Genomic DNA, 26,995 nt, shown 5'->3' on the forward strand with positions numbered 1-26,995 from the left:
GGGGAGTGTCGGAGCAAATGTTAATTTTATATGTAACCGGAGCTATTGTTGTAGTGATTCTGCTGGCGTTAACCAGTATTGTGACCGCGTATAAAAAAGTGCCGCCCAATCAGGCCATGATCGTATACGGCCTCGGCGGCAAAAGAGTCGTCCAGGGCGGTGGGACGTTCGTCATCCCCGGCTTCCAGAACAATAAAACCATCTCCATGATGCTGATGAGCTTCGATGTTATTCCAGCGCAGGCCATGTTCTCCCGCCAGGGCATCAAGCTGAACCTGGAGGCGGTGGCCCAAATTAAGATAAAAAGCGATCCAACCGCTATTCTCACCGCCAGTGAACAGTTCATTGACCGGCCGGAAGAGGACCGTGAGACGATTATTTTGCATTCGGTGGAGGGGCATCTGCGCGGCCTGATCGGCCAGCTCAGCGTAGAATCTATACTTAAGACCCCAGACGAAATCAACAGCAAGATGCGGGAGACCTGCTCAGAGGACCTCGACAAAATGGGGCTGGAGGTAGTCAGCTTCACCATCAAAAAGATTACCGACGATAAGGGGTACATCGACAATATGGGCGTGCCCGAGATTGAGCGTATCCGCCGCGATGCCAGTATTGCCAAGGCCGAAGCCGAACGCGACATTCAGATCAAGCAGGCCGAAGCAGAGAAGGAATCTGCGATTGCCAAAGCCAATGCCCATCAGGCGACCATAGAGGCGGGAACCGCCGCCCGTGCCAAGGAATCCCTGTTCGAGAAGGAGCTGAATATTAAGCAGGCGGACTTCAAGCTGGAGACAGAAGTGAAGAAGGCGCAGGCGGATCTGGCGTACGAATTGCAGCAGAACAAGATCAAGCAGTCACTGGTTACGGAACAGGTCCGAATCACTCAGATGGAGGCTGAAGCCAACCGCACAGTCCGGGAGATCGAGGTCGAGCTGAGACAGCGGGAGCTGGAGGCAACGGTAATCAAGCCTGCCCAGGCGGAGAATCAGGCGACAATCATGAGAGCGGAAGCCGCCAAGCAGCGGCAGATTCTGGAGGCGGAAGCCGAAGCAGCTACGACGACCAAGCGCGGATTGGCAACAGCGGAGGCGGAATTGGCAAAAGGGAAGGCGAATGCAGAGATCGTCCAGCTCGCCGGAGCGGCGGAAGCGGGAGCATTGCAGAAGAAGGCTGAGGCGTACAAACAGTTCACTCAAGCGGCCCTGACCGTGGAATTCCTGAAAATCCTGCCTGAGCTGGCTGACAAAATCGCCTCCCCGCTGGCCAAGGTAGACAAGATCACCGTCATCTCCCAGGACGGGGCTTCCGCAGGCGTGAACAAAATCACCGGCGATATCGCCAAAATCATGGCCCAGGTGCCTGAGCTGACCAAGACGCTGACCGGCATGAATGTAACAGAGGCGCTTAGCGGGTTACTTGGCCGGGAGCATGAACAAGAACAGGACTAGGAGAGGAGTAGTGGTAGGCAGGAAGTAGAAGTAAGTAGGCGGTAAGTAGCTGATGAACCGGCAGCAAATCCGCCTTCCTGACTGCAGCTCTCCACAAAAAACAGGCGTCAATCTCCAAAAGGAGGCTGACGCCTGTGGTGTGTCTGAAGCTGCACGAAGCAGCAGCCTTATAATGATAAGTAAGCTGTTGATCAGCGTTGTACCGCCGCAGAACGAAAGTCCGCTGAGGTTCAGCGCTACACCACCCGTAGAATCAATCTGCTGTTGATCAGCGCTCCACTGCTCTCAGGCGGTAAGTGCAGCTTGCGTAATCTCCGCGCAGGTCGGAGACCACAAGGCCCATTCGCATCAGGCGGTCGCCGCCGAGCGGTGTGCCGTCAAAGGCCTTCTGGAACGGACCGGAGCTGTCGCCTCCAGCTGCTGCAGCAGCTTCTGCGCCGCCGTGGACATGCTCGTTGCTGCCGGCAGCCCCGGTCTCGATGACGTAATCCAGCTCCGGGTTCAGCCCCTTGAGCGTAAGGCGCGAGATTGGCGGATTAGGTCTCGCGAGTACGCGGAAGTAAGCGACGAAGGCTTCGGTCTTATCCTCGCTGACGAACATCCAGGCAGTCTCACCGCTGCCGCCAAACGGACTCAGCAGACGGTACATATCCCCTTGCTGCACCAGCGTGCGGATCTCCTTGTACTGGGCAATCTGCCGGGCAGCCAGATCCTTCTCGGCTCCGGTGAACTTGGTAAGGTCCAGCTCATAGCCGAAGTTACCGCTCATTGCCACATCGCCGCGCATAGCGAGGGAGGTAATGCGGTCTACCTGATGGTTAGGAACGTCAGATACATGCGCGCCCATGCTGCTGGCCGGGTAGACGATGCTTGTGCCGTACTGAATCGCCAGGCGTTCCACCGCATCGGTGTTGTCGCTGGTCCAGGTCTGCGGCATATAGAACAGCATACCCGGATCGAACCGGCCGCCGCCGCCGGAGCAGCTCTCGAACAGAATGTCAGGGAAGCGGGAGGTCAGGCGCTCCAGCAGATGATACAGGCCGAGCATATAGCGGTGGGCGGTTTCTTTTTGCCGCTCCGGGGCGGCCTTCACCGATGCAATCTCAGTCATATTGCGGTTCATGTCCCACTTGATATAGCGGATCGGGGCACTGGAAAAGACCGCGCTTAACGTCTCATACAGATAGTCACATACCTCCGGGCGGGAGAGATCCAGGATCAGCTGGTTGCGGCCTTCCGTGCGGCGGCGTCCCTCGGCATGCAGGCACCAGTCCGGGTGCTTGCGGTACAGCTCACTGTCCGGCGAGACCATCTCCGGCTCCACCCATAGACCGAATTGTACGCCTTCCTTGTTGACCCGGTCTGCCAGATCCGCCAGACCTTCAGGCAGCTTGCGGCGGTCCTCGAACCAGTCGCCGAGCGAGCTGTTATCCTTGTCGCGTCTGCCGAACCAGCCGTCGTCAAGGACGAATAGCTCAATGCCGAGCGGGCCTGCTGCTTTGGCGATGGTCGCGATTTTGTCCGCATCGAAGTCGAAGTAAGTCGCCTCCCAGTTGTTGACCAGAATCGGCCGGGCCTGATCACGGTGAACCCCGCGGCAGAGCCGGGTCCGGTACAGCCGGTGATAGGTGCGCGACATGCCGCCGATGCCCTCGCTGGAATAGACAAGCACGGCCTCCGGGGTCTGGAAGGATTCGCCCGGCTCCAGCAGCCAGGAGAAGTCGAACGGATTAATCCCGATGCTTACACGGGTCTGGCCGAACTGCTCCACCTCGGCCGTAGCGCTGAAGCTGCCGCTGTAAACGAGGCTGAAGCCATAGACGTCACCCTGATCTTCATCTGCACCCGGGCGCAGAAGCGCGAGGAAGGGATTGACCTGATGGCTGCTTGATCCGCGGCGGCTCTCCAGGGACAGCGCGGCTCCAGGGTTAAGCGGGTGGCGCTGAACATGGCGCTCTCTGGCCCATGCGCCGCTCAGGTGCAGGGTGTCATAAGCGGAATCGGCAAAATCCACCGACGCGCTAAGCGCCTGCTCCAGCCGGAGCGGGACTTCGCCGTTATGCTCGAAGCGGACGGAGCGGGTAATCGCCTGATGGTCAGCGAACACCGTATAGAGCAGTCTGACCGTAAGGCCGGCGTAGTCATCCTTCAGGGTGAGCTCAAGCGTAAGCGCTTCTGCTTCGCTCTCTGCATAGACCGCTGGCAGTCCATCCAGTGCCGGCTTACCCGGCGTGATTGCATAGCCTGCATACTTCAGCTCAGAGATCCGTGTGCCGTCAGCCAGTTGCACCTGGTACGCCGGACGCCGGAAGTCACCGCTGCCATATTGCGGATACTCCTGAGGCAGGGCATCCAGCGAGAGGGCGGGCTTCTGCGGCAGCGGGGTCGGCGAGAAGGATGCGCGTTCACGCAGCTCCAGTGCTCCGGCCAGACTGTCATCATGACGGAGCCGTGCGCCCCAGTAGACATGGGCAGGGTACCCCTCCACCAGCCGGATGATGTAGCTGGTGTCTTTGGACTGAAGATGGAACAAGCCTAGTGATCCGTCTGCATAAATGTTCATGATCTTAACACTCCTTGTGTATTGGGATAAGGTTTGGATATCTTAGAAAAAGCAAATTACGATTGCTGGGCAGCCGGGCTGCGTTAATCCGTTGTCGCGCCGCTGGTCTCGCGGACAATCAGCTTCGTGCCGATCATCGTGTGCGAAGGAGCTTCGCGTCCTTCGAACCGCTCGGCGAGCAGCTGAACCGCCGCTTTGCCCATCTGCTCGGGATAGGCGCGGACTGTTGTCAGCGGAGGCTGAACATAGGCCGCCATCTCGATATCATCGAAGCCGACGACAGCCATCCCGGCAGGCACCTGTATCCCGTGATCATGCAGGGCGCGCAGGGCGCCGACCGCCAGCGGATCACTGGCCGCGAAGCAGGCCGTAGGCCGCCTTACGCCTGCAAGCAGCTCGCTCATCATCCGGTAGCCGTTAGCACTGGTCCAGCTTCCCGTGCGGATCAGCGCCGGATCATAACAGCCTTGACTCTGCATGATCCGGGTGTAATGATGCCTGCGGCGCTCCTCCTCGCTGCCGCCTCCGATGAAGGCGATCTCGCGGTGGCCCAGCTCCAGCAGATGGCCCAGCGCCTGGTCGACAGCCTGCCGGAAATGCGTCCGCACGGAGTCATATTCCGTGCGCTCCGAGTAATGATCGACCAGCACCGTGGTGCCTGGGTACGGGTGCAGCTTCGCAAGGTATCCCGGCTGGAAGCTTCCGCCGACTACAATAAGCCCGTCACCGGCGGGCCGGAGCGGGGCGGGCGTGCTGTGCCCGCGCAGCGTCTGGCCCAGCCGGATGCCCAGCTCCTCACAGCGCAGCTCCACGCCGCGCCGGATGGAGCCGTAATAAGGGTCGTCCCGTTCCTCTTCGGCTGTACACCAGAGCAGAAGCGTGACGGTCTTGCTGCCCAGCTCATTCTCCCGCTTCAGCTGCCGTACCCGTGAGGGCTTGTAGCCAAGCTGCCCGGCCACGGCGAATACACGGCTGCGTGTCTCCTCGCTGACAGCCAGGGACAGGTCGTTATTCAGCACTCTGGATACGGTTGCGGCTGATACGCCGGCCTCACGGGCAATGTCTTTAATCGTTGCCAAGCTGATCACGCCTTTTTAGTTAATAAATTTACTAAATATTTGCCTTAATCCTATCATCCGCCGAAGGTTCTTTCAAGAGGATTTTTTGAGCGCTTACATTTTGCTTGCCGCCGCATCAGCATCGTGCTGCCCTGAGACTGCGCGGACTGATAGGCCGTTATTTGTATTCATTCTGCGATCCAACCGGGGCAGGCGGACGCAGATTCCGATAATGAGCAATATTCCCCTCGTTTCCAGCGCTACACGGCAACATAACGGCCACTGAGTCCGCGAAACCACCAAAAGTCTGTTTTTTCACGCAATAGCGTCCTCTGAGTCCGTCACATGCTAAAATATCAATAGTGCACAGAAGAGCAAATGAAATAGAGTGGAGTGGTGAAATGAATCTGCGAGGGATTTGGATAATGGCTATAGCAGGGCTGGCTCTGTTGCTAGGCTCCTGCTCCTCCGGAGCCGCCAGCGCCAGCAATAGTGCTAAATTAGCGGACGGATATTCCATCGGTACGCTCCAGACAGCCATGGAAAATTACATAAACGAGCGGCTCTGGTACTACCCGGAGAAGATAGAGGGCAAGGGGATGGACAAATTCGATGCCTTCATCGGCCATACCCTCCAGGTGGAGGTACGTGTATATAAGGATGCTGAGGGCCAAGACAAGCTATACGGCCATACCGACATCGGGGATTGGCTGGTGATTTTCAAGAATGAGGACGGTTATGTGTACGCAGATGGGCAGGTTAGCGAAGAGTCCCCGGATGCCTGGCCGGGAGATTCCTACGAGACCGTCGGGAGCTTCACGGTAAAGGTGAACCCGCCTCACCAGATCGAGTATGGGGATTCACCGCACAAGCGGGAAGTGGTTGCAGTCATGGATAAGCAGGTCAGAGCGCTATGTGCAGACTTGACCCGTGGAGCGGATGCGGCTGACTGGAAGAATGCGCAGGTGTTTGTGGCTGATTTTCATCCCTATGAGGACATGACTACGGCGTGGGTGGTCCGGCCAGACGGTTATGCATGGGTCACAGGCGTATTTGCTGAAGAGCAGGAGGGGGCATTAACTGGGGGGTTCGGCACACAGAAGATCAAGGACCTGCCAGAGGCGGACCCAACCCGGTACGAGTTTGACACAAGAGTAGTGAAGCAGAAGCCCGTAATCCAGTTTGTGTGCAAATAGAAGAGAGGCTGCCTATCCAGGCAGCCTCGTCCGTTTTTTTTCGAGCAAATAACGCTATCTCATCCCCATCATTCTGCGGTGTGCTCACCAAACACATGCCCCACAATCAGATCCGCACATTCTTCAGAAGTGTTCTCATGCGTGTTCACCTTAAAGCTATACTCGATACCATGGGCCATCAGCTTGTGCTGCTCCTCAGACTGGTCTTCGCCTCTGTGCTCCCGGGCCAGGTTGCGCTGGCGGCAGATGTCCAGAGGACAGAATACTTCAATAATGGATAGCGGGTATCCGCTGAAAATCTCCTTTACCTTCTCATAATGAGGCGCAAGTCCGGGACGTTCCACGATAATGCCGTCTATCAGCACATGCTTGCCATGATCCGAGAATAGTTTGGCGGTATGATACATCATGATAATAGCTTCACTAAGATACTTCCAGTAGTCTTCACGCAAGTAACGTTCCCCGATGGTTTCTTCGAACAGATCATTGGCTACCACATAAAAGAATTCCGGCGACCTCGCTTGTATGGCTTCGACGATTGAGGTTTTGCCGGAGCTGGTCACTCCGTTTAGAAATACGATTTGTCCTTTGTTCATTGGTCTTTCCTTCCTTTCATGCTTCGTTTAATTTTTTCTTTCGTTTCTTCCCTTTGTTTACTCCCCTCCCGCATCCCCCTCAATCTGCTGCATATAATCCCGGGGAGAGAGCCCGGTGACCTTCTTGAACACCTTGCTGAAATAGAAGGCGCTCTCATAGCCGAGCTTCTGGGAGATTTCGTAGATCCGGCCTTCGCCGCGGATCATCATTTCCTTGGCGGCGGTGATTTTGGTCTCTGTGATATACTCAACATAGTTCACCCCGGCGACCTTGGAGAACAGGTGGCTCAGGTAGTTGGGGCTGAAGTTGAACACATCCGCTACCTGATGGAGCGAGAGCTTGGTGCCGAGATTTCTTTTGATATACTCCTGGACATTCTTCACCACCTGCTCTTTATAGCTCTGTCTGCGGGTGGAGAGCATCCGGACGCAGCCGTCCCGGAACTGGACGAGCCAGCTGATAATCTCCTCAATCGTATGCATCTGGTAGATCGCCCGGTAGCCCTCCGGCTCCTGCTCGAAGATCTGCTCCACCATGTTGTCTCCGTCCGCGAGCAGGGAGGTCGCCATATACAGAATGTTGCAGGCGGCATCAGTGGCGGGAACGAGCAGGTCAGGCCGTCCGTCGAAGCTCTCGATCATCCGGGAGATAATGCTGTGCAGGGCGCGGGTATCCATTTCTTCAAAAGCTCTGCGGATTTCCTGCCGTGATTCCGAGAAATCAAACAGCAGGTGCTCCTGCAGCGGGGCTTCGCCTTCCGTGAAGAAGACGAAGGAGCGCTCCTTCACTGCGGCGGGCAGTGCCTTCCGGGCGGCGAGATAGCTTCCCTGCAGCAAAAACGGATCTTCCGCCGCGAAGCCAATCGCCCCGATAATGGTCACATTGAAATAATTATGCAACACCGAAGCCATATCCGCCAGCAGCTTCTGGATGTCAGGCATCCAGAGCTGCGGGTCCGGGCCCGGCACAGGCAGGGTCAGCGCAAAATTGCGCAGATCCAGACTGGTGACATAGCAGGCACTTCTCACGGCAAGCGTATCCCTGGCCATCTGCACCGTGCTGGAGCATAAGGCGACCAGCTTATCCCCGCGCGGCGGGACAGTGTCCGGCCCGAGAATGCGGCAGGTACAGACCAGATAGGCCGGCGCGGAGAGGTCCACCTCCAGATCCTCCTTTTGCAGCAGGTACTGGTTCTTGTTCTCGAACAGACCGCTTAACAGCCGGATGAAGAATTTATCCCGCTCGGCCTGGAGATTGCCGCGGTGGACCAGCTTCGGATAGCTCTCCATGGTCTGGTACTCCTCCAGAATACTAATGGCCCGGCGGATCGATTCGGCCAGTGCCTCCGGGGTCAGCTCCAGCTTCACCAGGTAATCGGTGGCCTGGACCTCAATCGCTCCGCGCGCATACTGGAATTCCTCGTAGCTGGTCAGCATGATGAACAGCGGAAGCCGCCCGAACTTGCGGCGGACCGAGCCGGCGACCTCAAGGCCGCTTTTGATCGGCATTTTGATATCGCTGATTACGATGTCCGGGCGGAGGGTGTCGATCATCTCTTCCTCCTGCGCACCGTTGTGGGCGATGCCGACAATCTCAATGTTATATTGCTCCCATTTCAGCATGGACTGGAGTCCGATGCAGACTAGGGCTTCATCGTCTGCGATTAATAATTTGATCAAGCTCATCACATCCTTGCTCAGTTTGCAGGGCGCCGGGGGCTATTCTCTCAGCCGGAAGGGCAGCAGCAGCTTCATCTTGGTGAAACGGCCGACCTCGCTCTCAATCGACAAGCCGTACTCCCCGCCAAAAGCAAGCTGCAGCCGCTCGTTCACACTGCGCAGCCCGATATTCTCCAGCATTCCCTTGGCCTCGTCCCCGGGAACGGTTAGGATGGTGGAGATTTGCTCCTCCTTCATCCCGACCCCGTTGTCCTCGATCGTAATGAGTAGATCCGCGAAGCCGCTCTTCGTGACCCGGACCACAATATCGCCTCTGCCCTTAGGCTCGATGCCATGGAAGATCGCATTCTCCACCAGCGGCTGAAGGGTGAAGCGGGGAATAAGCCCGGCGAGCAGCGCTTCCTCTTGAATCTCTGTGACCATGGTAACCGTGCTGCCATAGCGGTATTTCTGAATCAGGAAATAGTCCTCCAGCAGGCTCAGCTCATCCTTCAGCGGCATCAGCCGCCGGTTGTCCTTGGCAATGCTGCGGAGCAGCCGGGACAGGGAGGTCGTCATCTCCGCAATGCCGGTGGCGTTCTGGATCGTAGCCATCCATTTGATTGAATTCAGGGTATTATACAGGAAGTGCGGATTAATCTGGTTCTGTAGCATCCGGTATTCCAGCTCCTGCTTCTGCTTCTCGTCCGCCAGCCGACTGTCCATAAGGGCTACGATGTCCTGGGACAAGCGGTTAATGCCCCGGCCGACATCGCCCAGCTCGCTGTTCCATTCAATACCCGAGTCCAGCAGGAAGTTGCCCTGGGCAATCTTGTCCATGCGCTTCTTCAGCTTCTCCACCGGAAGGCTGATCGTGCGGGTCAAATACAGCGTAATGATTGCGCTTAAGACAAGCACGAGCAGACAGACGCCCAGCAGGACGAGAATCCATATATTGCTCCGGGGCGCGAACTGGTCGCTGGACAAGGTCTGCGAGAGCATGACACCGCTGCGTACCGGATACGATACCACGATATGCCTTTCACGATCATCCTGCATTTTCACCATAGACAGCTCGGTACCCGGACCGACAGGCTTGTCACTGGTATAGGCTACCGGCTCATACGGACCTTCAATGGCTTTGACCTGATCGCCGGTAAGCTGATAATGATGCTCGCCGAGCGTAAGGAGCAGCCGGGAGTGCTCCGGCAGGGCATAGCCCTTCAGCTTGTCCGTAATGACGGAGGTATTGGCTAGCAGGTAGACGGTGCCCACCCGGGTGGCTCCCCGGCCATAGATCGGGAACACGAAGGGAATTCCGTAGGAATTGGAGAGCGGGTCCTTAATGACCCGGTCCCATTGCTCTTCGGCCTCATTCGTCAGACCGGTGACTTGACCGATATTATGGATCGTTAGCGGAACGGAGGTACCGAAATTCTCCACCTGCAGGAACTTTCCGCTGTTATCTGTAGCAATTAGGCGGCGTACATAGCTATAGGAGCGGTTGATCCGCACATCGTCCTGCATCGCGTTGAACACATTGAGCGCCTGCTTGGGGCTGGCCTCCGCCGACTCGAAATATTCGGTAAGCAGGGTGTTCGTGGACGAGTTGGTGCTGCTGGTCATTGCCAGGGTGGTCAGGTCAATCAGATCCTGTTCAATAATATGGGAGACGAGCTGGAGGTTGAACTCCGTCGCCTGGATGGTCGTTTTGCGCTGATAATACGTAATCAGTTCATAGCTGAACCAGGACAGCAGCGAGGCAATCAGCAGCGCAAAGGCGGTCATGAGCAGAATAATGCGGCTTTTAATAGTAGATTTACGTACCGTGGTGAACACTCCTTCATGAATAATGAACCTATATAAAGCGTTTTCAACTACCATAGCATATTCCTGCGTTTCAATATAGGGTCAGGGGGAGAAGCTGAGAATTTTACAGGTTTCGGATAAGAAATTACAGGTTTGGGGCAGGCCGTGCGGAGAAGAGCACAGAATAGTGAATGAACTGTGTTTGATTTTGCATCCCCATCGGGTCTGAAAAGGCTTACAATTTGAACTAAGGCCGGGTAAGCAAATGTGCCGGCCACTGATAGACCATAAGAGGATAAAGGGGATACTTACATGAACTTAAAAAGATTCTACGGCATGACCCTAAGCGCCGCGCTCTCCGTGAGCCTGCTGGCCGGATGCTCCGGCAATAACAATACGAAAGACGCTGCTGCAACGAATGCACCTGCTTCGGGCAACGCTGCAACCGCTTCCTCCGAGCCAAGTCAGGAGCCTGTAACACTGAAGTGGGCGCTGTGGGACTGGGAAGCAACTGCCTACTACAAACCGCTGATCGATGCTTACAAGGCTGCACATCCGAACGTAACTATTGAGTATGTGGACCTTGGCTCCACCGACTATATGACCATGCTCAGCACTCAACTCTCGGGCGGGGCAGATCTGGACGTTCTGACGATCAAAGACATTCCGGGCTACTCGAACCTTGTGAAGCAGAATCACCTGGAGCCGCTGAAGACGTACATGGGTGACAAATCGATCGATCCTTCGGTATACGGCGGTACGGTGGAGCAGATTGAAGTGAACGGCGAGGTGTATGCGCTTCCGTTCCGCAGTGACTTCTGGCTGATCTACTACAATAAGGCCTTGTTCGACAAAGCAGGCGTGGATTATCCGACCAACGATATGACGTTCGACCAATACGATGAGCTGGCCCGCAAGATGACCTCCGGCAGCGGCTCGGAAAAAGTATATGGCGCCCACTACCACACCTGGCGCAGCGCGGTTCAACTGTTCGGCATTCTGGATGGCAAGAACACCGTGGTCGGCGGCAACTATGACTTCCTGAAGCCTACCTATGAGCGCATTCTGAAGGAGCAGGAAGATGGCATCGTGATGGATTACGCAACCCTGAAGACCTCCAGCACGCATTACTCCGGCGTATTCTACAATAACTCTGTAGCCATGATGAACATGGGCAGCTGGTTCATTGCCACTCAGATTGAGAAGGTGAAGAGCGGCGAATCCCAGTCCGCAGAATGGGGCATCGTGAAGTATCCTCATCCTGAAGGCGTAGAAGCCGGAACGACGCTGGGAACGATTACTTCCCTGGCCGTGAACCAAAAGTCCAAGCACAAAGAAGCGGCCCTTGATTTCATGAACTTTGTAACCGGAGCGGAAGGCGCTAAGGTGATTGCTTCTACCGGTACGATTCCTGCGATCAAAAACGATGAGGTTATCAATTCCATTACCTCCATCGACGGCTTCCCGTCAGACGAGAACAGCAAGGCTGCGCTGAATACAGTTCAGACTTATCTGGAAATGCCAATCCATGAGAAGAGTGCGGACATTGAGGTTATTCTGAATGAAGCGCATGACAACATCATGACCAAGAACGCAACAATCGACGAAGGCTTGAAGGATATGAATGACCGGGTAGGCCAGCTTTTGAACAATTAAGGTGAATGTGTAACGTTAGTGTCCTGAAGGAAGGGCGGGCGGAGGCCCGCCTTCCATATAAATAAGGGACATCACAGCACTCACATGAACAGGCATCGAAGTAATTCCCACTTTGCGGGGATGTTAGATAAGGTTTGGAGGAGAACGAATGCAGAACGAAACCATATTGCGTACAAATAAGAGCCCAAAAAGCAAGTTGTCGCGCGGACTCCGGGATAACCTGGTCGCGTATAGCTTTATTGCGCCGAACTTTATCGGATTTGCCCTGTTTACCCTGGTACCGATGATCTTTGCCTTTATTCTGGCGTTTGTGAAATGGGACGGGGCCAATCCGATGAAGTTCACCCAGCTGGACAACTTCTCCCGGCTGATCTCGGATACCACCTTCCACAAAGCCTTGTGGAACACGATTGTCTACACCATCGGTGTCGTGCCGCTGACCATGATCGTGGCGCTGGCGCTGGCGATTCTGCTCAATCAGAAGATCATGGGCCGTAATTTCATGAGAACGGTATTCTTTTTTCCATATGTGGCATCGCTGGTCGCGGTTGCTGCGGTATGGAACTTCATCTTCAGCCCGACCATGGGTCCGGTGAACAACATCCTGCATCTGATTACCGGCATTCCGCTGGAGGAGCTGCCCCGCTGGGCGGCGGATAAGCAGTGGGCGATGTTTACAGTAGTGCTTTTCACCGTGTGGAAAAACATGGGATATTATATGGTCATCTATCTTGCTGGTCTCCAGGGGATTAACCCGGAGCTGTATGAGGCTGCTGAGCTGGACGGCGCAGGCCCGTGGAGAAGATTCCGCAATGTGACTGTGCCGCAGCTGGCACCAACCACCTTCTTTGTCCTGATGATTCTGGTCATCAACTCGTTCAAGGTCTACGATATCTTCATCAACCTGTTCGCCGGCGCCGATAACCAGCTCAACAATGCTACACGGGTCATGGTCTATCAGATCTACAACACGGCGTTCCGCTCGCTGGATTACGGGTATGCCAGTGCCATGGCAATTGTACTATTCCTGCTGGTACTCGGCATCACCATCGTCCAGTTCCGCGGCGAGAAGAAATACGGACAATAGGGGGATCTATAAGATATGGTTGGTAAAAGTAAAGGACTTAAAATCAGCTTAATGGTGCTTGTATATGCCCTGTTAATTCTGACCGTGCTGGCAATGCTGGTGCCGTACATCTGGATGCTGTCGTCTTCGCTCAAGCTGAATAAGGATGTCTTCTCCTTCCCGATGAAGTGGATTCCGGCGAATCCGCGCTGGGAGAACTTCCAGGATATCTGGACGCGGATTCCGCTCGGGCGCTTCATCTACAATACAGCGAAGCTGTCAATTATCGTTACGATTCTGCAGCTCCTGACTTCCAGCTTCGCCGCGTATGCGTTCTCCAAGCTGCATTTCAGAGGCAAAAATGTGATCTTCCTGGGGTACATCGCCACGATCGCGATCCCTTGGCAGGCCTACATGGTGCCGCAGTTCATTCTGATGCGCTATATGGGCTTGAACAATACTCACCTGGCGATCATTTTGCTGCAAGCCTTCTCGGCCTTCGGGGTGTTCATGATGCGCCAGTTCTATCAGGGGGTGCCGGATGAATTATGTGAAGCAGCCCGGATTGACGGACTGAGCGAATATGGAATTTGGGCGAGAATTATGCTTCCGCTATCCAAGCCTGCGCTGTCCACGCTGACCATCTTCACCTTCGTGGCCACCTGGAATGACTTCCTGGGGCCAATGATCTATCTGACCGATACGAAGCTTAAGACCATCCAGATCGGTCTGCGGATGTTCATCTCACAGTATTCTGCAGAATATGGCCTGATTATGGCGGCGAGTGTGGTGTCAATCATTCCGGTAGTGATTGTGTTCCTGGCGCTTCAGAAGTACTTTGTACAGGGAGTTGCTGCTTCGGGGATTAAGGGGTAGTGGATTGAGGGTAGTTGAGTAACAGCCTGGCAGTTGCAGCTTTTCGCAGTCTGCCAGGTATTTTTATACCTGTATTTTGAATGCGCTTACTTCATTAAGAAAGAGGAGGATTAATGAATGAACAGAAAGAACCGTGTTAAGAAAAGGCTATTCTCCGTGCTGTTATCGGCTGCACTTGTAGCCGGAATGTTCCCTGCACTAGGTACGTCTGTAGCATCTGCCAGTGAGAATGATGCTTCTGCGGTCCGGATTCAGCTTGACGGTAAGGACATCAAGGACGGGAATGTTAACGGGCTGACCTTCAAGGGGTTCGGCGTACTCAGCGGCAACAGCACCAGCGCCCTGCTGATGGACTATAAGTCCGAGCAGCCGGAGGCCTATGCACAGCTGCTGCAGATTCTGTTCGGGGGCGACCGCCCCTTGATGGACCATGTCAAAATCGAGATGGGCAATGACCGCAATAACTCTACCGGTCCCGACCCTTCGACTATGCGCACGGAGGATGAGGAGGCCAATGTAGCCAGGCATCCCGGCTTCCAGCTTGCGGCCGATGCCAAGGCTGTCAATCCGGCGGTTAAGGTGAGCTTCCTGCGCTGGAATGCTCCGGCTTGGGCGGGCAATAACGACAAAATTTATACGTGGTACAAGAAAACCATTCTGGCCGCTTACCGAGAATACGGCTATATGGTGGATTATGTGAATCCTCATATCAATGAGCACGCGCCGGATCTGGCCTGGACGAAGGAGTATGGCGAGAGGGTCAAAGCGGATACGTCAGACTTCAAGGACGAGCAGGAGAAGGAGCTGTACCACAGCATTAAGCTGGTCATTTCCGATGAAGTCGGCATCGGCTCCTTCGGCGATGCGCTGGTGAATGATCTGTCCCTGCGAGAAGCGGTAGCCGCTGCCGGTTATCACTACAACACCGATGATGACAGTAAGGGCAATTTCAAGCGGCTGGCGGATGAACTTGACAAGGAAATCTGGAATAGTGAAGCCCAGGCCACCTTCAGTAATTCGGCCTTCCGTCCCCACAATAATATGAAGGACCCGTTAGTGCCCGGGACGGGGATCGGCGGTACCGGCGGACCGCTGGAGATGGGTAATACCATTATTAAGGGCTTTGTGAATTCGCGCCGGACGCATTTCATCTATCAGCCGGCGATCGGCTCCTTCTATGAAGGCGGGCAGTACTCGTTCAAGGAGCTGCTCAGCGCCCGCGACCCGTGGTCAGGCTTCATTCATTATGATGCTGGACTGCTGGTTCTGAAGCATTTTAACGGGTTTGCGACAACCGGCTGGGAGAACGAAGACAATACGGCAGGAATCTGGAGGGCCGTTCCTCAGGCGAGCTACACCGGAGCAACCGGCACCAACCCGGTCAGCGGGCGTAACGGGACTCCAAGCTATATGACCCTGGCTTCACCTGACAAGCAGGATTTCTCGACGGTGATCATCAATGACAGCGAGACGGAGAAGATCTACAAGCTTCAGGCCGTCAACATGGCTTATACCGGCAACCCGTCTCTGGAGATGTGGGAGACCCGCGGCGCAGAGACAGGTCAGGCTTTTAATAACAACTATATGAAAGATCTTGGGGATGTTCAGGCAGATGGCAGCGGTGAGTACACCATTCGTGTGAAGCCGTTCTCTATTGTCACTGTCACCACGCTGGATAACCGCAATAAGGAAGGGTTCAGCACACCGCTTCCGGTGGAGGGCGAACGCACCGTGCTGGATACCGATGCTACCGGGTCCGTGCAGAATACGGAAGACCAGTGGCTATATGCCGATGACTTCAATTATGGCGGCCGGAGTGTTCCGGTGATCGGAGAGGGCGGACAGATTACCGGCGAAGAGAGCTATGTCAGCTCGCGCGGCGGTCCGTACAGCGTTATGCCGCGTTATACGCAGGACCTCAATGGGGCATTCGAGGGCTACCTGGTGGATGGCACAAATAACTATGTGCTGCGGCAGCAGCTGGACCAGACGACCACCGGAGTAGGCGGTGCCTGGAACGGCGGCGACCCGGTCACGGCCATCGGAGATTACCGCTGGACTAATTATAAGGCCAGCGCCGATGTGTCTTTTGAACAAAATAGCACGTATGGCGGAACCAATTACGCAGCGATTGGGGCCAGATACCAAGGCGGGCCGCAGACGATTAACGGCACCCCTTATGCGCTCAAGTTCTGGTTCGATGGCGGCTGGCAGCTGCTGTCCAGCGGGACTGTGGTGGCCAGCGGAAACGCAGCTTCCGGCTCCGGGGGGGTGAAGATTCCTGATTTCAATACGGCACATGACGCGTGGCATAACATTGCCATTCAGGTGGCTGGGGATACGGTCACTGCTTATCTGGATCAGGTTGAGCTTGCTTCCTATACCGATCCGAATCCGAAGCTCTCCGGGCGCGTGCAGCTTGCCAGCGGCTTCTATCATACCCGCTTCGATAATCTGAAGGTGGAGAGGGTAGACGGATATACCCCTTACTATGCCGAGCAGCTGGATAACCTGGAGATGACGGATCTGGCTGAAGTCCCGGGAATGAATCTGGTCTATGAAGGCAATTGGGCCCATGAGAATGGGAAAGGCATGTATGTCTATCAGCGTTCCCTCTCTACCAGCCAAGGGGCCGGTGCGGTGCTGAAGTATACTTTTACCGGTACGGGACTTGATATTCTGGGGCCGAACGACGGCTCCGCCAAGCTGGAAGCTGTGGTAGACGGCGAGACGCTGGTAGTATCAGGTGCTGCGGGTGTTGCGAAGGAGCTGTACCAGACCTTCACGCTCCGTGGACTGAAATACGGTGAGCATACGGTTCAGCTCAAAGTGCTGAGCGGGACCCTCACTGTGGATTCCGTAGCGGTCATTGGCGGGGAAGGCGCAGGCAACCCGGATACAGCGGGGCTTCAGCAGGCGGTGAGTGCTGCACTTACGGTCAGCAGGGAAGAGAGCTACCCGGAGAAGGACTGGAAGCTGTTCACGAATGCCCTGGATACTGCCCAGGCAGCGCTGAATGATCCCGTTCTCTACCGGCTGGACCAGGAAGGGGCAGCTCAGCTTGCAGAACGTCTGTCTTCCGCACTGAATCTGTTGCTGCTCGGAGATGTGAGAGAGCTTGCATCCATTCCCGATAGGGCTACTTATGCAGGGAAGCTGCCGGAGCTGCCAGCCAAGGTAGAAGCCACGCTCGCAGACGGCTCTAAAATACAGGTGGCTGTGAAGTGGAATCTGGATGCGGTTAGCTTCGGCAAGCCATACGAACGGGTAGCGGTCACCGGCACCTATGGAAGCTTGAAGACCATTGCTTATGTGGAAGTGGTTCCTGAGGGGCTGGTGTACTTCCTGGATATGGGTGTTGCCGGGGATGGAGGCACCCCGCCATATACAGCCATCCGGGATCTATCAGGCGTCAGCCTGCTGAATCAGAAGGCAGATCAATTGTCCACAGGAGATACGGTATGGGGCCATACAAATACGGGCGCTAACTATAGTGTCAAAGGGCTGGGCGGTGATGTAGTCATCACCAATAAAGCCCAGACCGGAGTATACGGATCGAATACGAGGAATACGCCGCTGGTCTACAACCTGCCTCTGAGTGCAGGCAAATATACGGTTACTTCCTATCATCTGGATTGGTGGAATAATGGGAGCCGGACGATGGACATTACTCTCAGTTACCCTGACGCAGAGGGGAAGATCGTGAGTGAGACGGTGAAGACCGGACTGGTTGCTGGCCTGGGCGGAGTGCTGGTTCAACATGATTTCACGCTGCCGGTCAGCGGTACGGTGAAATATACGGTGAACAATACGTTCAGCCAGGCTTCGCTGATCAGCTATCTGGCAGTGGCGAAGGACATGGTCAGCGCGGCCAATGAACAGGCTGTACTTGGGGCGAAGAGTATGATTGAAGGGGCAGCTTACAGCGTCAAGATGGCGCAAGCGAATAGTGAAGAAGCTGTCCGGGTCTGGTTGGCGCAGACCATTGGCGGGTTGCCGGGCTTCAGTGATACGGGAGTTACCCTGGGGGATATTACCTTGTCTGCCTTCCAGGCAGCCGCAGAGGATACTGAAGGTAGCTTCACCTTCTCAGTAACGCTGAGTAAGGGCGAAGCAAGAGCAGACAGCTCGGCCAGCGGTAAGATCACGCTGCCGGAGCCGGATACGGTACTGCCGGTTATTACGCTCATTGGCGAAGCAACAGTCAATCTGCCAATCGGTGCGGAATACACCGATGCGGGTGCTACCGCTTATGACGATCAGGACGGGGACATCACTGCCCGTATTACGACAACTGTGACCAGTGAAGTATATGGCTTGACGGAGCTGGATACGGCCAAGGAAGATATCTATACCTTCCACTATAATGTCACTGATAAGGCAGGCAACGCGGCGGCTGAGGTGACCAGACGGGTCGTAGTTACGCTGGACCCGGATGTTACGAAGCCGGTGATTACCCTGCTGGGTGAAGCATCTGTTCAGTTGGAAAAGGGGGCAAGCTATACGGATGCCGGAGCTACGGCGGCAGATGATCGAGATGGCGATATTACAGAGCGTATTGTTGCAACGATTACGCATGGTGGTGAGACAGTGCCAGTGCTGGACACTTCGGCCTCAGGCAGCTACGTCTATCACTATAATGTGACTGATACAGCGGGTAATGCGGCTGCTGAAGTGATAAGAAAGGTCACTGTAATAGAAGAGAAGCTGCCGCCGGAAGTGAATCCAACACAGGCGCCAACTCCGGTGCCGACAGCAACACCGGCTCCAACGAATGAACCGGTTTGGATACCGGCACCGACTATAACACCAACACCTAAACCAACTGTAGCACCATCCCCACGGAAGGAGAAAGTTCTTGCAGCGGCTGATTTCCAGGCACCGGCGGGCGGAGCTATAACCATTCAACTCACGGACGCTGCTGAATCCGTTCTGCTGCCGGCAGGAGTCACAAGCATGACAGGCGCGAATACGTTGCGTCTTGTCTGGAATACGGTTGCTGTGGATCTGAGCCCGGACGCTCTGAAGAGCATCCTGAATACCGTTGCAGCAGGTGGAGTTCAACCGGAGGGAGCTGCCATCAGACTGTCGGCGGTGAAGTCAGACGCTGACAGCTTACAGCAGCGGATGAATAATCTGGCCATCAACGGGTCTGTCCGGTTAACAGCGGCAAGCGAGGTCATCAGCTTCAGCCTGGAGGTTGTTGCTGCGGACGGAAGCTTAATACCGGTAACGGATTTTGCCAAGCCGCTGACTGTGACCTTCACAGTAGATTCTAAGGCCAACCGCGATCTGCTCAGCGTCTACCATATCGCTGCCAGCGGAGCGGTGGAATATGTGGGCGGTAAGCTGGTGGATAGTAATCGTAAGCTTGTTTCTGAAGTGAAGCATTTCAGCCAGTACGCTGTGCTGGAGTACGATAAGAGCTTCACCGATGTCAGCAGCAGCCACTGGGCAAGCTCAGTCATTAAATCCATGGCTGCGAAGCATATAATCGAAGGTGTGCCTGGTGGCCGCTTCGATCCGCAAGGGGAAGTGACCAGAGCGCAATTCGCCGCCATGATTACACGTGCGCTTGGCCTTAAGGCGGCAAGCCCAGCCGCATCGGCCTTCACGGATGTGGATGCCAAGGCCTGGTACGCTGACGCGGTTGCCGCTGTGAATGAAGCAGGCATTGTGCTTGGACGCAGCAAGGATGCTTTTGCTCCAGATGAACGTATTACCCGCGAGGAGATGGCGGTTATGATCGTCCGGGCGTATGCGACCCTGCCGGGAAGCCAGATCAGTGCTAACCTGTCAGGAGGGCAAGCGGATAGCATGGCGGCAAGCCTGTTCAGTGATGCTACCCGGATTCAGGAATGGGCGAAGAATGCAGCCGTTACTGCCGAACAGGCAGGCCTGATCCGTGGACGCGGCAATCAGCAATTCGCACCTCAGGCGGCCATGACCCGTGCCGAGAGTGCGCAGGTCCTCGCTAACCTGCTGGGACATATGTAACTTCAACTACCTATATAAATGAAGCAGAGCAGCGGTTTCCGGCAATTGGAGAACTGCTGCTCTGCGTATATTCAAGATCATGTTATTAGGATTGATTGCTATAACCAATAACAATATTCTTGACAGTGAAGAGATCCATGAAGTTTGTGCCAAGAAATATACCAGGCAGGGCTGTGGCCGTCGCCAGATCAATCGGAGTTATCGAGGTCACTTCTCCTACATAGGCCGTGGAATCATCGAGGAACGCTAAATCACCCACATAATCAAGTTCAACTAAATGGGATAAGCCTTCATTTAAGTCAATAATTTGCACACCGCCCCTTGGAGAATCAGTAGGTTGAACGGTAATGCCCATGTAGGCTTGCGTCCGTGAAAGACGAATTTTATCCTGACCTTTGTAGCTGGGGAAATCCGCAAAACTCTTATAGGTGACGATTCCATTCTTATTAATGGCCAGATTATTAATGACTTTCAGATAGTTTTTGTCTGTACGCATGGTACAGAATAATATTTGTTTGTCCGTGTAGATCCCGGATACCGTATTGTCCAGCAGACTTGACGTATTAGAGCGCCCAATTGAATCATTGTCAAAATAGGTAAGCATACCAGCAGGTCCAAGCGTTACTTGGGTGTGCCCATCGGGACGAACGGTCAGAGGATTGCGGCTGCCGTCAAAGGTAAGCTCAATTCCATCTCCAACCGGATAAACACTATCATCCAGATAGGAAATGGCGACAACATTACCGTTATCATTATCTTTAGCTCTGCATGCAACAAAGACATAATTGCTATTTGGATGACCTGCAAAGGCAAAAGGGTAGCCACTTCCGCTAGGCAAATCCACTTGTTTAATAACCTCATCCTTGACGGAGTCAATAATTGTAACGACCTTGTCACCAGAATGGGCTACATAGACTTTGTTCATTTTAGCAGCAGCGAAGATAGCAACAGGTGCGCTATTGGCAGAGGGGCCGCCAATGTGAACAGTTTTGATTGTTTTAAAGTCATACGCATCAATGATAGTGATAAAATTCTGATCGATATTCACTACGTAAAGTTTATCCTCCTGGTAATTCAAGCACATAGGCCCGGACTGGAGGCCCACCGGAATTCGTTGGATGAGCTCGTTTTTTCTTGAATCAACGACAGCAACATAGCCGTTGCTACCATCATAACTAACAAAAAAGTAAGGATTACCTGATGATAGATTCCTGCTGCGGCTCGCCGTATTCGTATTCATAATGAAATCCCCTTTACATTAAGAAGATTGATTGCTATAACCTGAAATAATGTTCTTCACGGTATTGTTGTTTCCCGCGACGTCGATAGCAGTTAGAGGTGTTCCAGTGGCCAGATCAATGGAATGAACCATGTTTCCTTCTCCCACATAGGCTTTGGAGTCGGAGTAGAACGCCAGATCGCCGACAGAGTCTAAGTCAACAAATCTCGAATTCAAGCTGGCTACATCGATAATTTGCAGACCCCCCGTCGGGGAATCCGTGGGTTGAATAGTGACACCAATATATTTTTGCGTAAGTGATGTGCGAATTTTATCCTGACCTTTGTAACTGGGGATTTCTTGGGAATTATCATAGATAACGTTCCCATCCGCATCAAAATCCAGGTTCTTGATTACTTTCAAAAAGTCCCTTTGTTCTTGCATAGTACAGAATAACAAGCCGTTGTCCAGGTAAACCCCGGATACCGTATTGTCCAGTAAACTTGTCGCTTTATGGTGAACATGGGTATAATCATATAGGAATCCAATATTAGCAAGAACAGCTAGTATGTGTCCATTCAGGCGAACGGCCAAGGGGTTGTGGTTCTGGTCAAATATTGGTTCTATTGAACTATATTCAAGACTTTCCATCCCATCATCATCTACGTTAAGGATATAAACAAAATCTCCAAATGGAGGACGTGACTGGCAGGCCATATAGACGTAAGGGGTGTTCTTATTACTCGCAAAGGCGAAAGGCTTATCTAACAAAATTCCAGTACCCTGTGATTGAAGAGTGATGGCATCAAAAACTGTCATGCTCCCTGTTTCATTTTCTCCATAATTGGCTACATAGCCTATTTTGCCGCCAGACTCTACGAAGACAGCCACAGGTTTGCTGCCCACTGGAAATGCTGCTAAAAACTTAAAGGTATCCGTACTATAGACTAATACTGCATTCGTAATGTCATCCGCCACATAAAGCTTATCCCCGGAGGGACTCAAGCACATAGCGGAAGGACTTTTGCCTGTCGAAATCCGTTTGATGATCTCATCGGTAGTGGGATCAATAACAGCGACGTACCCTGCTTTATTGTTAACTACATAAGATGCATACACATAAGAAAGGCCGCTGCTTGTATTTCTGTTGTGCTCTGCTGTTAGATTCCTATTCATAGATAAAATCCCCTTTCATGTCTTATAACTCATGGACTTGCCGGGGCCGGCGGACGGATAACCGGATGGGGCAGGCGCGCCGGATTCTCCCGAATGCAGCATCAGGTTGTCTACTGTATGTTATGTCAGAATTAAGGGGTTTGATAGCTGTAACCGCAAATAACATTCTTCACTCTGAAGCGCACTGTTCCGATGGCGATGGGTGTTAGAGGTCTTGCAGTAGCCAGATCAAAGGGAGTAACATGGTTAAATCCTCCCACATAGGCTTTGGAGTCTGAGAAGAATGCAAGATCGCCAATGGAAGCAAGCTCAACAAACCTGGAAGTGCCATGGTCTACATCGTAGATTTGCAGCCCACCAAGAGGGGAATCATAGGGCTTTATGGTGACACCAATATACTTTTGCGTAAGCGAAGTGCGAATTTTATCCTGACCTTTGTAACTGGGAATTTCTTTGAAATCATCATAGGTAATGTTCCCGTTCTTATCGATATCCAGGTTCTTGAATAATTTCAAAAAGTCCCTTTCTTCACGCATAGTACAGAATAACATGCCGTTGTCCAGATAAACCCCGGATACTGTATTGTCCAGCAAACTGGTCTCCTTTGAAATGAAATTACTATTAGGATTAACAAAATAAAGGTATCCGCTATTTCCAAGCCGCACCACAGTGTGTCCATTCGGGTGAACGGTCAAGGGGTTGGGGGGCGTGTCATTTATACATACCTGGTCTGTTCCAATGTCAAAATTAGCCACACTATTATTAGTGTCAGTGTCAATGTCAATGTTAGTGTCAGTGTCAGTGTCAGTGTCAGTGGCAATTATAAGAATAGAATCTGGATCGGGAGGGAGTACATTGCAGGCAAGATAGAGGAATGGACTGTTCTCATTGCCCGCAAAGCCGAGAGGTGTCCTGTACAAATATGCAGTTCCTAATGATTTAAAAGTGATGGCATGAAAAATCGCCACGCTGGAATCTCCATAGTTGATTACATAGCCCTTTTTACCGCTAGGATCTACGAAGATAGCAGCAGGATTTTTTCCTGAAATTGGAATTTCTCCTATTAGGTTAAAGGTCTCCGTACTATAGACAAAGACTGCGGGCACATAGGCATCCGCCACGTAAAGCTTATCCCCAGAGGGATTCAAGCACATTGCGGTAGGATTGCGGCCGGTCGTAATCCGTTTGATAATCTCATCAGTAGTAGGATCAATAACAGCGATATACCCGGCATTGCTAGTTACATAAGACACATAGACATAAGAAACGCCGCCTCGTGTATTTCTGCTTTGCTGTGCTGTTTGATTCATATTCATATATAAAATCCCCTTTCATGTCTTCTAACTCGTGGACTCGCCGGGCCCAGCGGACAGACAACAGGATGGGCAGGCGCGCCGGATTCTCCCGGATGCCTCATCAGGTTGTCTGCTGTATGTTATGTCTAAATGCTCCGGCCCGAGTAGTCCTAATGTCCAGTAAGATAGAAAAAAAGCTGCCCCCAAGTCCAGTTCGACTTGAAGCGGCAGCTCAATTTTTATACTAAATGTGCATTACAAGGATTGATTGCTGTAACCGCAGATTATATTATTGACGGTGATGCGATCAGTGGAATTGGAGCCAATCAGAAGAGGGCGCAGCGCTGTTGCCGTTCCCACATCAATCGGAACAATCGAGTTCACCTCTCCTACATAAGCCGTGCTGTCACCGGCAAACGCTAAATCACCTACATAGGAGAGCGGAACAAACTTTGAACTAGAAGTGTTTACATCGTAGAGTTGCAGACCACCTGTCGGGGAAGTGGTGGGCTGTATGGTGACGCCAATATAATTTTGACTACGTGAAGCACGAATTTTATCTTGGCCCTTGAAGCTGGCGGGTTCTGTAAATTCATCATAGGTAATGTTTCCTGTCCCGCTAAGAGTTAGCTTTTTAAATTTTTTCAGATAAGCTCTATCTTTTTGCGATGTGCAAAATAACAAATTGTTGTCCAGGTAGACTCCGGATACCGTATTGTCCAGCAGACTTGTAGCTTTGGAATCCAAAATTAAATGAAATGAAAATAAAGTCAACATGCCAGTCGGTCCAAATGTGACCAGCCCCGCTCCGCTTGGAGTAAAGGTCAAGGGGTTGTGGATCCCGTCAAATTCAAGCTCAATATCGTCTCCAATAGGTTGAGCGGTGTTAGAATTAACATCAATAGCGACAACATTACCTTTATCATTATCTTTAGACTTGCAGGCAACAAAGACAAGTTCGCTATTCGTGTGACCGGCAAAAGCGAACGGGTAGCCACTTCCGTCAGGCAATTCCACTTGTAAAATAACCTCGTCCTTGTCAGCGTCAATAATGGTAACGGCCTTGTCACCAGAATGGGCTACATAGACTTGGTTCACGCGAGGAGCTGCGAAGATAGCAACAGGAGCGCTATGAGCGGACGAACTGCTAATGGGAAGGATTTTCATAACTCTAAAGGAATACGCATCAATGATAGTGACCGAATCCTGGGCATTATTCACTACATAAAGTTTATCCTCCTGCTTATTCAAGCACATAGATACGGGCTTTGGGCCCACCTGAATCCGTTCAATGATCTTATTTAGTGCAGGATTAATGACAGCAATAAAGCCAAAGTAAAGGGAATGTTCATAACTCACAAACAAGTAAGGATTAGTACCTGATGCTAGATTTCTTCTGCGGTTTATCATATTCGTATTCACAAATAAAAACCCCTTTCATGTGCTTCTGGCTCATGGACTCGCCGGGCCCGGCGGACGGACAACCGGATGGGCAGGCGCGCCGGATTCTCCCGGATGCCGCATCAGGTTGTCTGCTGTAGGGTATGTCCGGATGCTCCGGCCCGAATAATCCATTCGTCCAAGAAAGCCACAAAAAGGGCAGAGGTTACCCCTTCACCGCTCCCGCCGTAAGTCCGCTAACAATGTACTTTTGGCAGAAGATATACAGGATTAGCACGGGAAGGGAGGTTAACACCAGATCCGCGAAGATCAGGTTCCAGTCCCGGCTGTACTTGCCGTAGAAATTATACACCGACAGCGGCATCGTCCAGTCCGAGCTGTCCGTCAGGAAGTAGAGCGGAATGGTGATGTCGTTCCAGACGGACATGAACACCATAATCGCTACGGTGGCGTTGACCGGGACGATCAGCGGGGTCACAATCTTGAAGAAGACATCGAACGTATTAGCCCCCTCCAGAAAAGCAACCTCATCCAGTGCCTTCGGAATGGACCGGATGAATCCGCTATACAGAAACACGCTGAACGCCGTATTCAGCGAGGCGTAGATCAGGATAACGCTGGTGATGCTGCCGTAGAAGCCCATCCACTGCACGACACGGATCGTGGTGATGGTCGACATCGGCGCGATCAGGCCCATGAAGAAGAACATATACAGGAAGCCTGACATTTTGGTCTCCCGGCGCACCAGAATGAAGGAGGCAGCCGAGGAGGTGAAGATATTCAGCACGGATGAGATGCCGGTAATCAGCATCCCGTTCAGGAATGCCCGTCCCAGACCGCCTTCGCGGAAGACGGTCGTATAGTTGGAGAATTTCCATTCCTCCGGGAGCCGCAGTGAGAACTTCAGCACCTCGGAGCTGGTCATGAAGCTGCCGAACAGCATAATCAGGAGCGGCAGGATGATCAGCAGCGAGGCCAGAATCAGGAAGCCTTCGACCAGATAGTTGCGCCAGGCCATTTTACGGGAAAAGCTCATTATTCCGATACCTCCTTACGCCGCATGAAGATCAGCAGTGGAATGGCGATGACCGTTACGGCTGCGAACAGCAGGGTGTTGACGGCTGTGCCCAGCCCCCAGCTGCCTTCACCGAAGGAGCGGAGGATGATCGTGCCGACCACCTGAGAGGCATTACCGGGTCCACCGCCGGTAAGCACGAACACCTCGGAGAATACCTTGAGGCCGCCGATCAGCGTCAGCATCAGGTTGATATTGATCGCAGGGAGCAGCAGCGGAATGGTGATGCTGCGGAAGCTGCGCCAGGAGCCGGCCCCGTCGATGGTTGCGGCTTCATAATATTCCTTGGAGATCGACTGGAGCCCGGCCAGATAGATGGCCATCTGAAAGCCGGTATGCTGCCAGATGGACACAAATGCCACGGTCCAGATGACCAGCGCCGGATTGGTCAGCCAGGCCTGGCTCAGCGACGGCAAGCCAACGGCTTCGAAGATGCGGTTAATCGTCCCGTCGGAGCGCAGCATGGGCGTGAACACAATGCTAATAACCAAAACGCTCAGGATCGACGGAGAGTAGAAGACCGCCCGCAGCAGGTTTTTGGATTTTAGCTTCATGTTCAGGCCGACCGCAAGCGCGATGCCGAGCAGATTTTTGCCGAGCACGGTAACGATGGCGAAGATCGCTGTATTTTTCATCGCAAGCAATAGGGTTCTATCCGTGAAAATCCGCTCGAAGTTGTCCCAGCCGATGAACTTAATGGCTTCCCGGTCCAGCCGCCAGTCCGTGAAGGAATAGAAGAGTCCGATCAGCGCCGGCAGCACGAAGAAGATAGAATAGATCAGCAGCGCAGGCCAGATCAGGTAATACGAATACAGCTTCTTGGATACGTTCATCTCTTCACACTCCTATATAGCCCAGGACAGAATAAAGCCCCGAGCGGACTTTATTCTGCCTGCGGTATGGTT

17 protein-coding genes are annotated in these 26,995 nt (G+C 53.2%); 6 read left to right on the forward strand and 11 right to left on the reverse strand.

Annotated elements, in window-relative coordinates; translation table 11 throughout:
* The first annotated feature begins 17 nt into the window (after nucleotides 1-17).
* Nucleotides 18-1,448 carry a flotillin family protein gene (locus NSU18_RS29690; protein WP_341017886.1) on the forward strand — a complete coding sequence of 477 codons (1,431 nt, stop codon included), beginning with the start codon at nucleotides 18-20 and terminating at the stop codon, nucleotides 1,446-1,448.
* Nucleotides 1,449-1,716: 268 nt separating this feature from the next.
* On the opposite strand, the gene NSU18_RS29695 is transcribed toward NSU18_RS29690, so the two are convergent.
* Both NSU18_RS29695 and NSU18_RS29700 read right to left on the reverse strand, forming a co-directional pair.
* Nucleotides 1,717-4,011, reverse strand: coding sequence for an alpha-galactosidase (locus tag NSU18_RS29695; RefSeq protein ID WP_341150765.1), 2,295 nt, complete (start codon nucleotides 4,009-4,011; stop codon nucleotides 1,717-1,719).
* A gap of 83 nt (nucleotides 4,012-4,094) precedes the next feature.
* Complete coding sequence (locus NSU18_RS29700; protein ID WP_341150766.1) at nucleotides 4,095-5,090, reverse strand: LacI family DNA-binding transcriptional regulator; 996 nt, start codon at nucleotides 5,088-5,090, stop codon at nucleotides 4,095-4,097.
* Nucleotides 5,091-5,494: 404 nt separating this feature from the next.
* Here NSU18_RS29700 and NSU18_RS29705 point away from each other — a divergent pair, with 404 nt between their 5' ends.
* Nucleotides 5,495-6,265 carry a hypothetical protein gene (locus NSU18_RS29705; protein WP_341017890.1) on the forward strand — a complete coding sequence of 257 codons (771 nt, stop codon included), beginning with the start codon at nucleotides 5,495-5,497 and terminating at the stop codon, nucleotides 6,263-6,265.
* Between the two features lie 68 nt (nucleotides 6,266-6,333).
* Here NSU18_RS29705 and NSU18_RS29710 read toward each other — a convergent pair whose 3' ends face one another.
* The 3 genes from NSU18_RS29710 to NSU18_RS29720 are packed head-to-tail and all read right to left on the reverse strand — an operon-like array spanning nucleotide 6,334 to nucleotide 10,404.
* Complete coding sequence (locus NSU18_RS29710) at nucleotides 6,334-6,861, reverse strand: phosphotransferase-like protein (RefSeq protein ID WP_341017892.1); 528 nt, start codon at nucleotides 6,859-6,861, stop codon at nucleotides 6,334-6,336.
* 57 nt (nucleotides 6,862-6,918) lie between these two features.
* Nucleotides 6,919-8,541 (reverse strand): response regulator transcription factor, encoded by a 1,623-nt coding sequence (locus NSU18_RS29715; RefSeq protein ID WP_341017893.1) that lies wholly within the window; start codon nucleotides 8,539-8,541, stop codon nucleotides 6,919-6,921.
* 39 nt (nucleotides 8,542-8,580) lie between these two features.
* The gene (locus tag NSU18_RS29720) at nucleotides 8,581-10,404 is read right to left on the reverse strand and encodes a sensor histidine kinase (protein WP_341017894.1); all 1,824 of its coding nucleotides are present in this window, start codon (nucleotides 10,402-10,404) and stop codon (nucleotides 8,581-8,583) included.
* A gap of 237 nt (nucleotides 10,405-10,641) precedes the next feature.
* Here NSU18_RS29720 and NSU18_RS29725 point away from each other — a divergent pair, with 237 nt between their 5' ends.
* From NSU18_RS29725 to NSU18_RS29740, 4 genes are all read left to right on the forward strand, one after another.
* Nucleotides 10,642-11,985 carry an ABC transporter substrate-binding protein gene (locus NSU18_RS29725; protein ID WP_341150767.1) on the forward strand — a complete coding sequence of 448 codons (1,344 nt, stop codon included), beginning with the start codon at nucleotides 10,642-10,644 and terminating at the stop codon, nucleotides 11,983-11,985.
* 148 nt (nucleotides 11,986-12,133) lie between these two features.
* A complete protein-coding gene (locus NSU18_RS29730; RefSeq protein WP_341017896.1) occupies nucleotides 12,134-13,072 on the forward strand; it encodes a carbohydrate ABC transporter permease in 939 nt (312 codons plus the stop codon).
* 15 nt (nucleotides 13,073-13,087) lie between these two features.
* Nucleotides 13,088-13,927, forward strand: a complete 840-nt coding sequence (locus tag NSU18_RS29735; RefSeq protein WP_341017897.1) for a carbohydrate ABC transporter permease — start codon at nucleotides 13,088-13,090, stop codon at nucleotides 13,925-13,927.
* A 117-nt stretch (nucleotides 13,928-14,044) separates the two neighbouring features.
* Nucleotides 14,045-19,924 carry an S-layer homology domain-containing protein gene (locus NSU18_RS29740; RefSeq protein WP_341150768.1) on the forward strand — a complete coding sequence of 1,960 codons (5,880 nt, stop codon included), beginning with the start codon at nucleotides 14,045-14,047 and terminating at the stop codon, nucleotides 19,922-19,924.
* A gap of 85 nt (nucleotides 19,925-20,009) precedes the next feature.
* Here NSU18_RS29740 and NSU18_RS29745 read toward each other — a convergent pair whose 3' ends face one another.
* The 6 genes from NSU18_RS29745 to NSU18_RS29770 all read right to left on the reverse strand — a co-directional run bounded on the left by NSU18_RS29745 (nucleotide 20,010) and on the right by NSU18_RS29770 (nucleotide 26,923).
* Nucleotides 20,010-21,164 carry a YncE family protein gene (locus NSU18_RS29745; RefSeq protein WP_341150769.1) on the reverse strand — a complete coding sequence of 385 codons (1,155 nt, stop codon included), beginning with the start codon at nucleotides 21,162-21,164 and terminating at the stop codon, nucleotides 20,010-20,012.
* Between the two features lie 18 nt (nucleotides 21,165-21,182).
* Complete coding sequence (locus tag NSU18_RS29750; RefSeq protein ID WP_341150770.1) at nucleotides 21,183-22,319, reverse strand: YncE family protein; 1,137 nt, start codon at nucleotides 22,317-22,319, stop codon at nucleotides 21,183-21,185.
* A gap of 131 nt (nucleotides 22,320-22,450) precedes the next feature.
* Nucleotides 22,451-23,635, reverse strand: a complete 1,185-nt coding sequence (locus tag NSU18_RS29755) for a hypothetical protein (RefSeq protein ID WP_341150771.1) — start codon at nucleotides 23,633-23,635, stop codon at nucleotides 22,451-22,453.
* A gap of 234 nt (nucleotides 23,636-23,869) precedes the next feature.
* Nucleotides 23,870-25,036, reverse strand: a complete 1,167-nt coding sequence (locus tag NSU18_RS29760) for a YncE family protein (protein WP_341150772.1) — start codon at nucleotides 25,034-25,036, stop codon at nucleotides 23,870-23,872.
* A gap of 184 nt (nucleotides 25,037-25,220) precedes the next feature.
* The gene (locus NSU18_RS29765) at nucleotides 25,221-26,051 is read right to left on the reverse strand and encodes a carbohydrate ABC transporter permease (protein ID WP_341150773.1); all 831 of its coding nucleotides are present in this window, start codon (nucleotides 26,049-26,051) and stop codon (nucleotides 25,221-25,223) included.
* A complete protein-coding gene (locus tag NSU18_RS29770; protein ID WP_341017903.1) occupies nucleotides 26,051-26,923 on the reverse strand; it encodes a carbohydrate ABC transporter permease in 873 nt (290 codons plus the stop codon). The genes NSU18_RS29765 and NSU18_RS29770 overlap by 1 nt, the downstream gene beginning before the upstream one ends.
* Nucleotides 26,924-26,995: the final 72 nt, after the last annotated feature.

Source organism: Paenibacillus sp. FSL H8-0048 (assembly GCF_038002825.1).
In the GTDB taxonomy this organism is placed as follows: Bacteria; Bacillota; Bacilli; order Paenibacillales; family Paenibacillaceae; genus Paenibacillus_AQ.

What these genes read in the sequence shown, in the direction of transcription:
- NSU18_RS29695 (WP_341150765.1), bottom strand. Translation starts at nt 4,011, where the DNA reads ATGAACATTTATGCAGACGGATCACTAGGCTTGTTCCATCTTCAGTCC.
- NSU18_RS29730 (WP_341017896.1), top strand. Translation starts at nt 12,134, where the DNA reads ATGCAGAACGAAACCATATTGCGTACAAATAAGAGCCCAAAAAGCAAG.
- NSU18_RS29740 (WP_341150768.1), top strand. Translation starts at nt 14,045, where the DNA reads ATGAACAGAAAGAACCGTGTTAAGAAAAGGCTATTCTCCGTGCTGTTA.
- NSU18_RS29710 (WP_341017892.1), bottom strand. Translation starts at nt 6,861, where the DNA reads ATGAACAAAGGACAAATCGTATTTCTAAACGGAGTGACCAGCTCCGGC.
- NSU18_RS29765 (WP_341150773.1), bottom strand. Translation starts at nt 26,051, where the DNA reads ATGAGCTTTTCCCGTAAAATGGCCTGGCGCAACTATCTGGTCGAAGGC.
- NSU18_RS29750 (WP_341150770.1), bottom strand. Translation starts at nt 22,319, where the DNA reads ATGAATAGGAATCTAACAGCAGAGCACAACAGAAATACAAGCAGCGGC.
- NSU18_RS29755 (WP_341150771.1), bottom strand. Translation starts at nt 23,635, where the DNA reads ATGAATATGAATCAAACAGCACAGCAAAGCAGAAATACACGAGGCGGC.
- NSU18_RS29770 (WP_341017903.1), bottom strand. Translation starts at nt 26,923, where the DNA reads ATGAACGTATCCAAGAAGCTGTATTCGTATTACCTGATCTGGCCTGCG.
- NSU18_RS29745 (WP_341150769.1), bottom strand. Translation starts at nt 21,164, where the DNA reads ATGAATACGAATACGGCGAGCCGCAGCAGGAATCTATCATCAGGTAAT.
- NSU18_RS29690 (WP_341017886.1), top strand. Translation starts at nt 18, where the DNA reads ATGTTAATTTTATATGTAACCGGAGCTATTGTTGTAGTGATTCTGCTG.
- NSU18_RS29705 (WP_341017890.1), top strand. Translation starts at nt 5,495, where the DNA reads ATGGCTATAGCAGGGCTGGCTCTGTTGCTAGGCTCCTGCTCCTCCGGA.
- NSU18_RS29735 (WP_341017897.1), top strand. Translation starts at nt 13,088, where the DNA reads ATGGTTGGTAAAAGTAAAGGACTTAAAATCAGCTTAATGGTGCTTGTA.
- NSU18_RS29725 (WP_341150767.1), top strand. Translation starts at nt 10,642, where the DNA reads ATGAACTTAAAAAGATTCTACGGCATGACCCTAAGCGCCGCGCTCTCC.
- NSU18_RS29720 (WP_341017894.1), bottom strand. Translation starts at nt 10,404, where the DNA reads ATGGTAGTTGAAAACGCTTTATATAGGTTCATTATTCATGAAGGAGTG.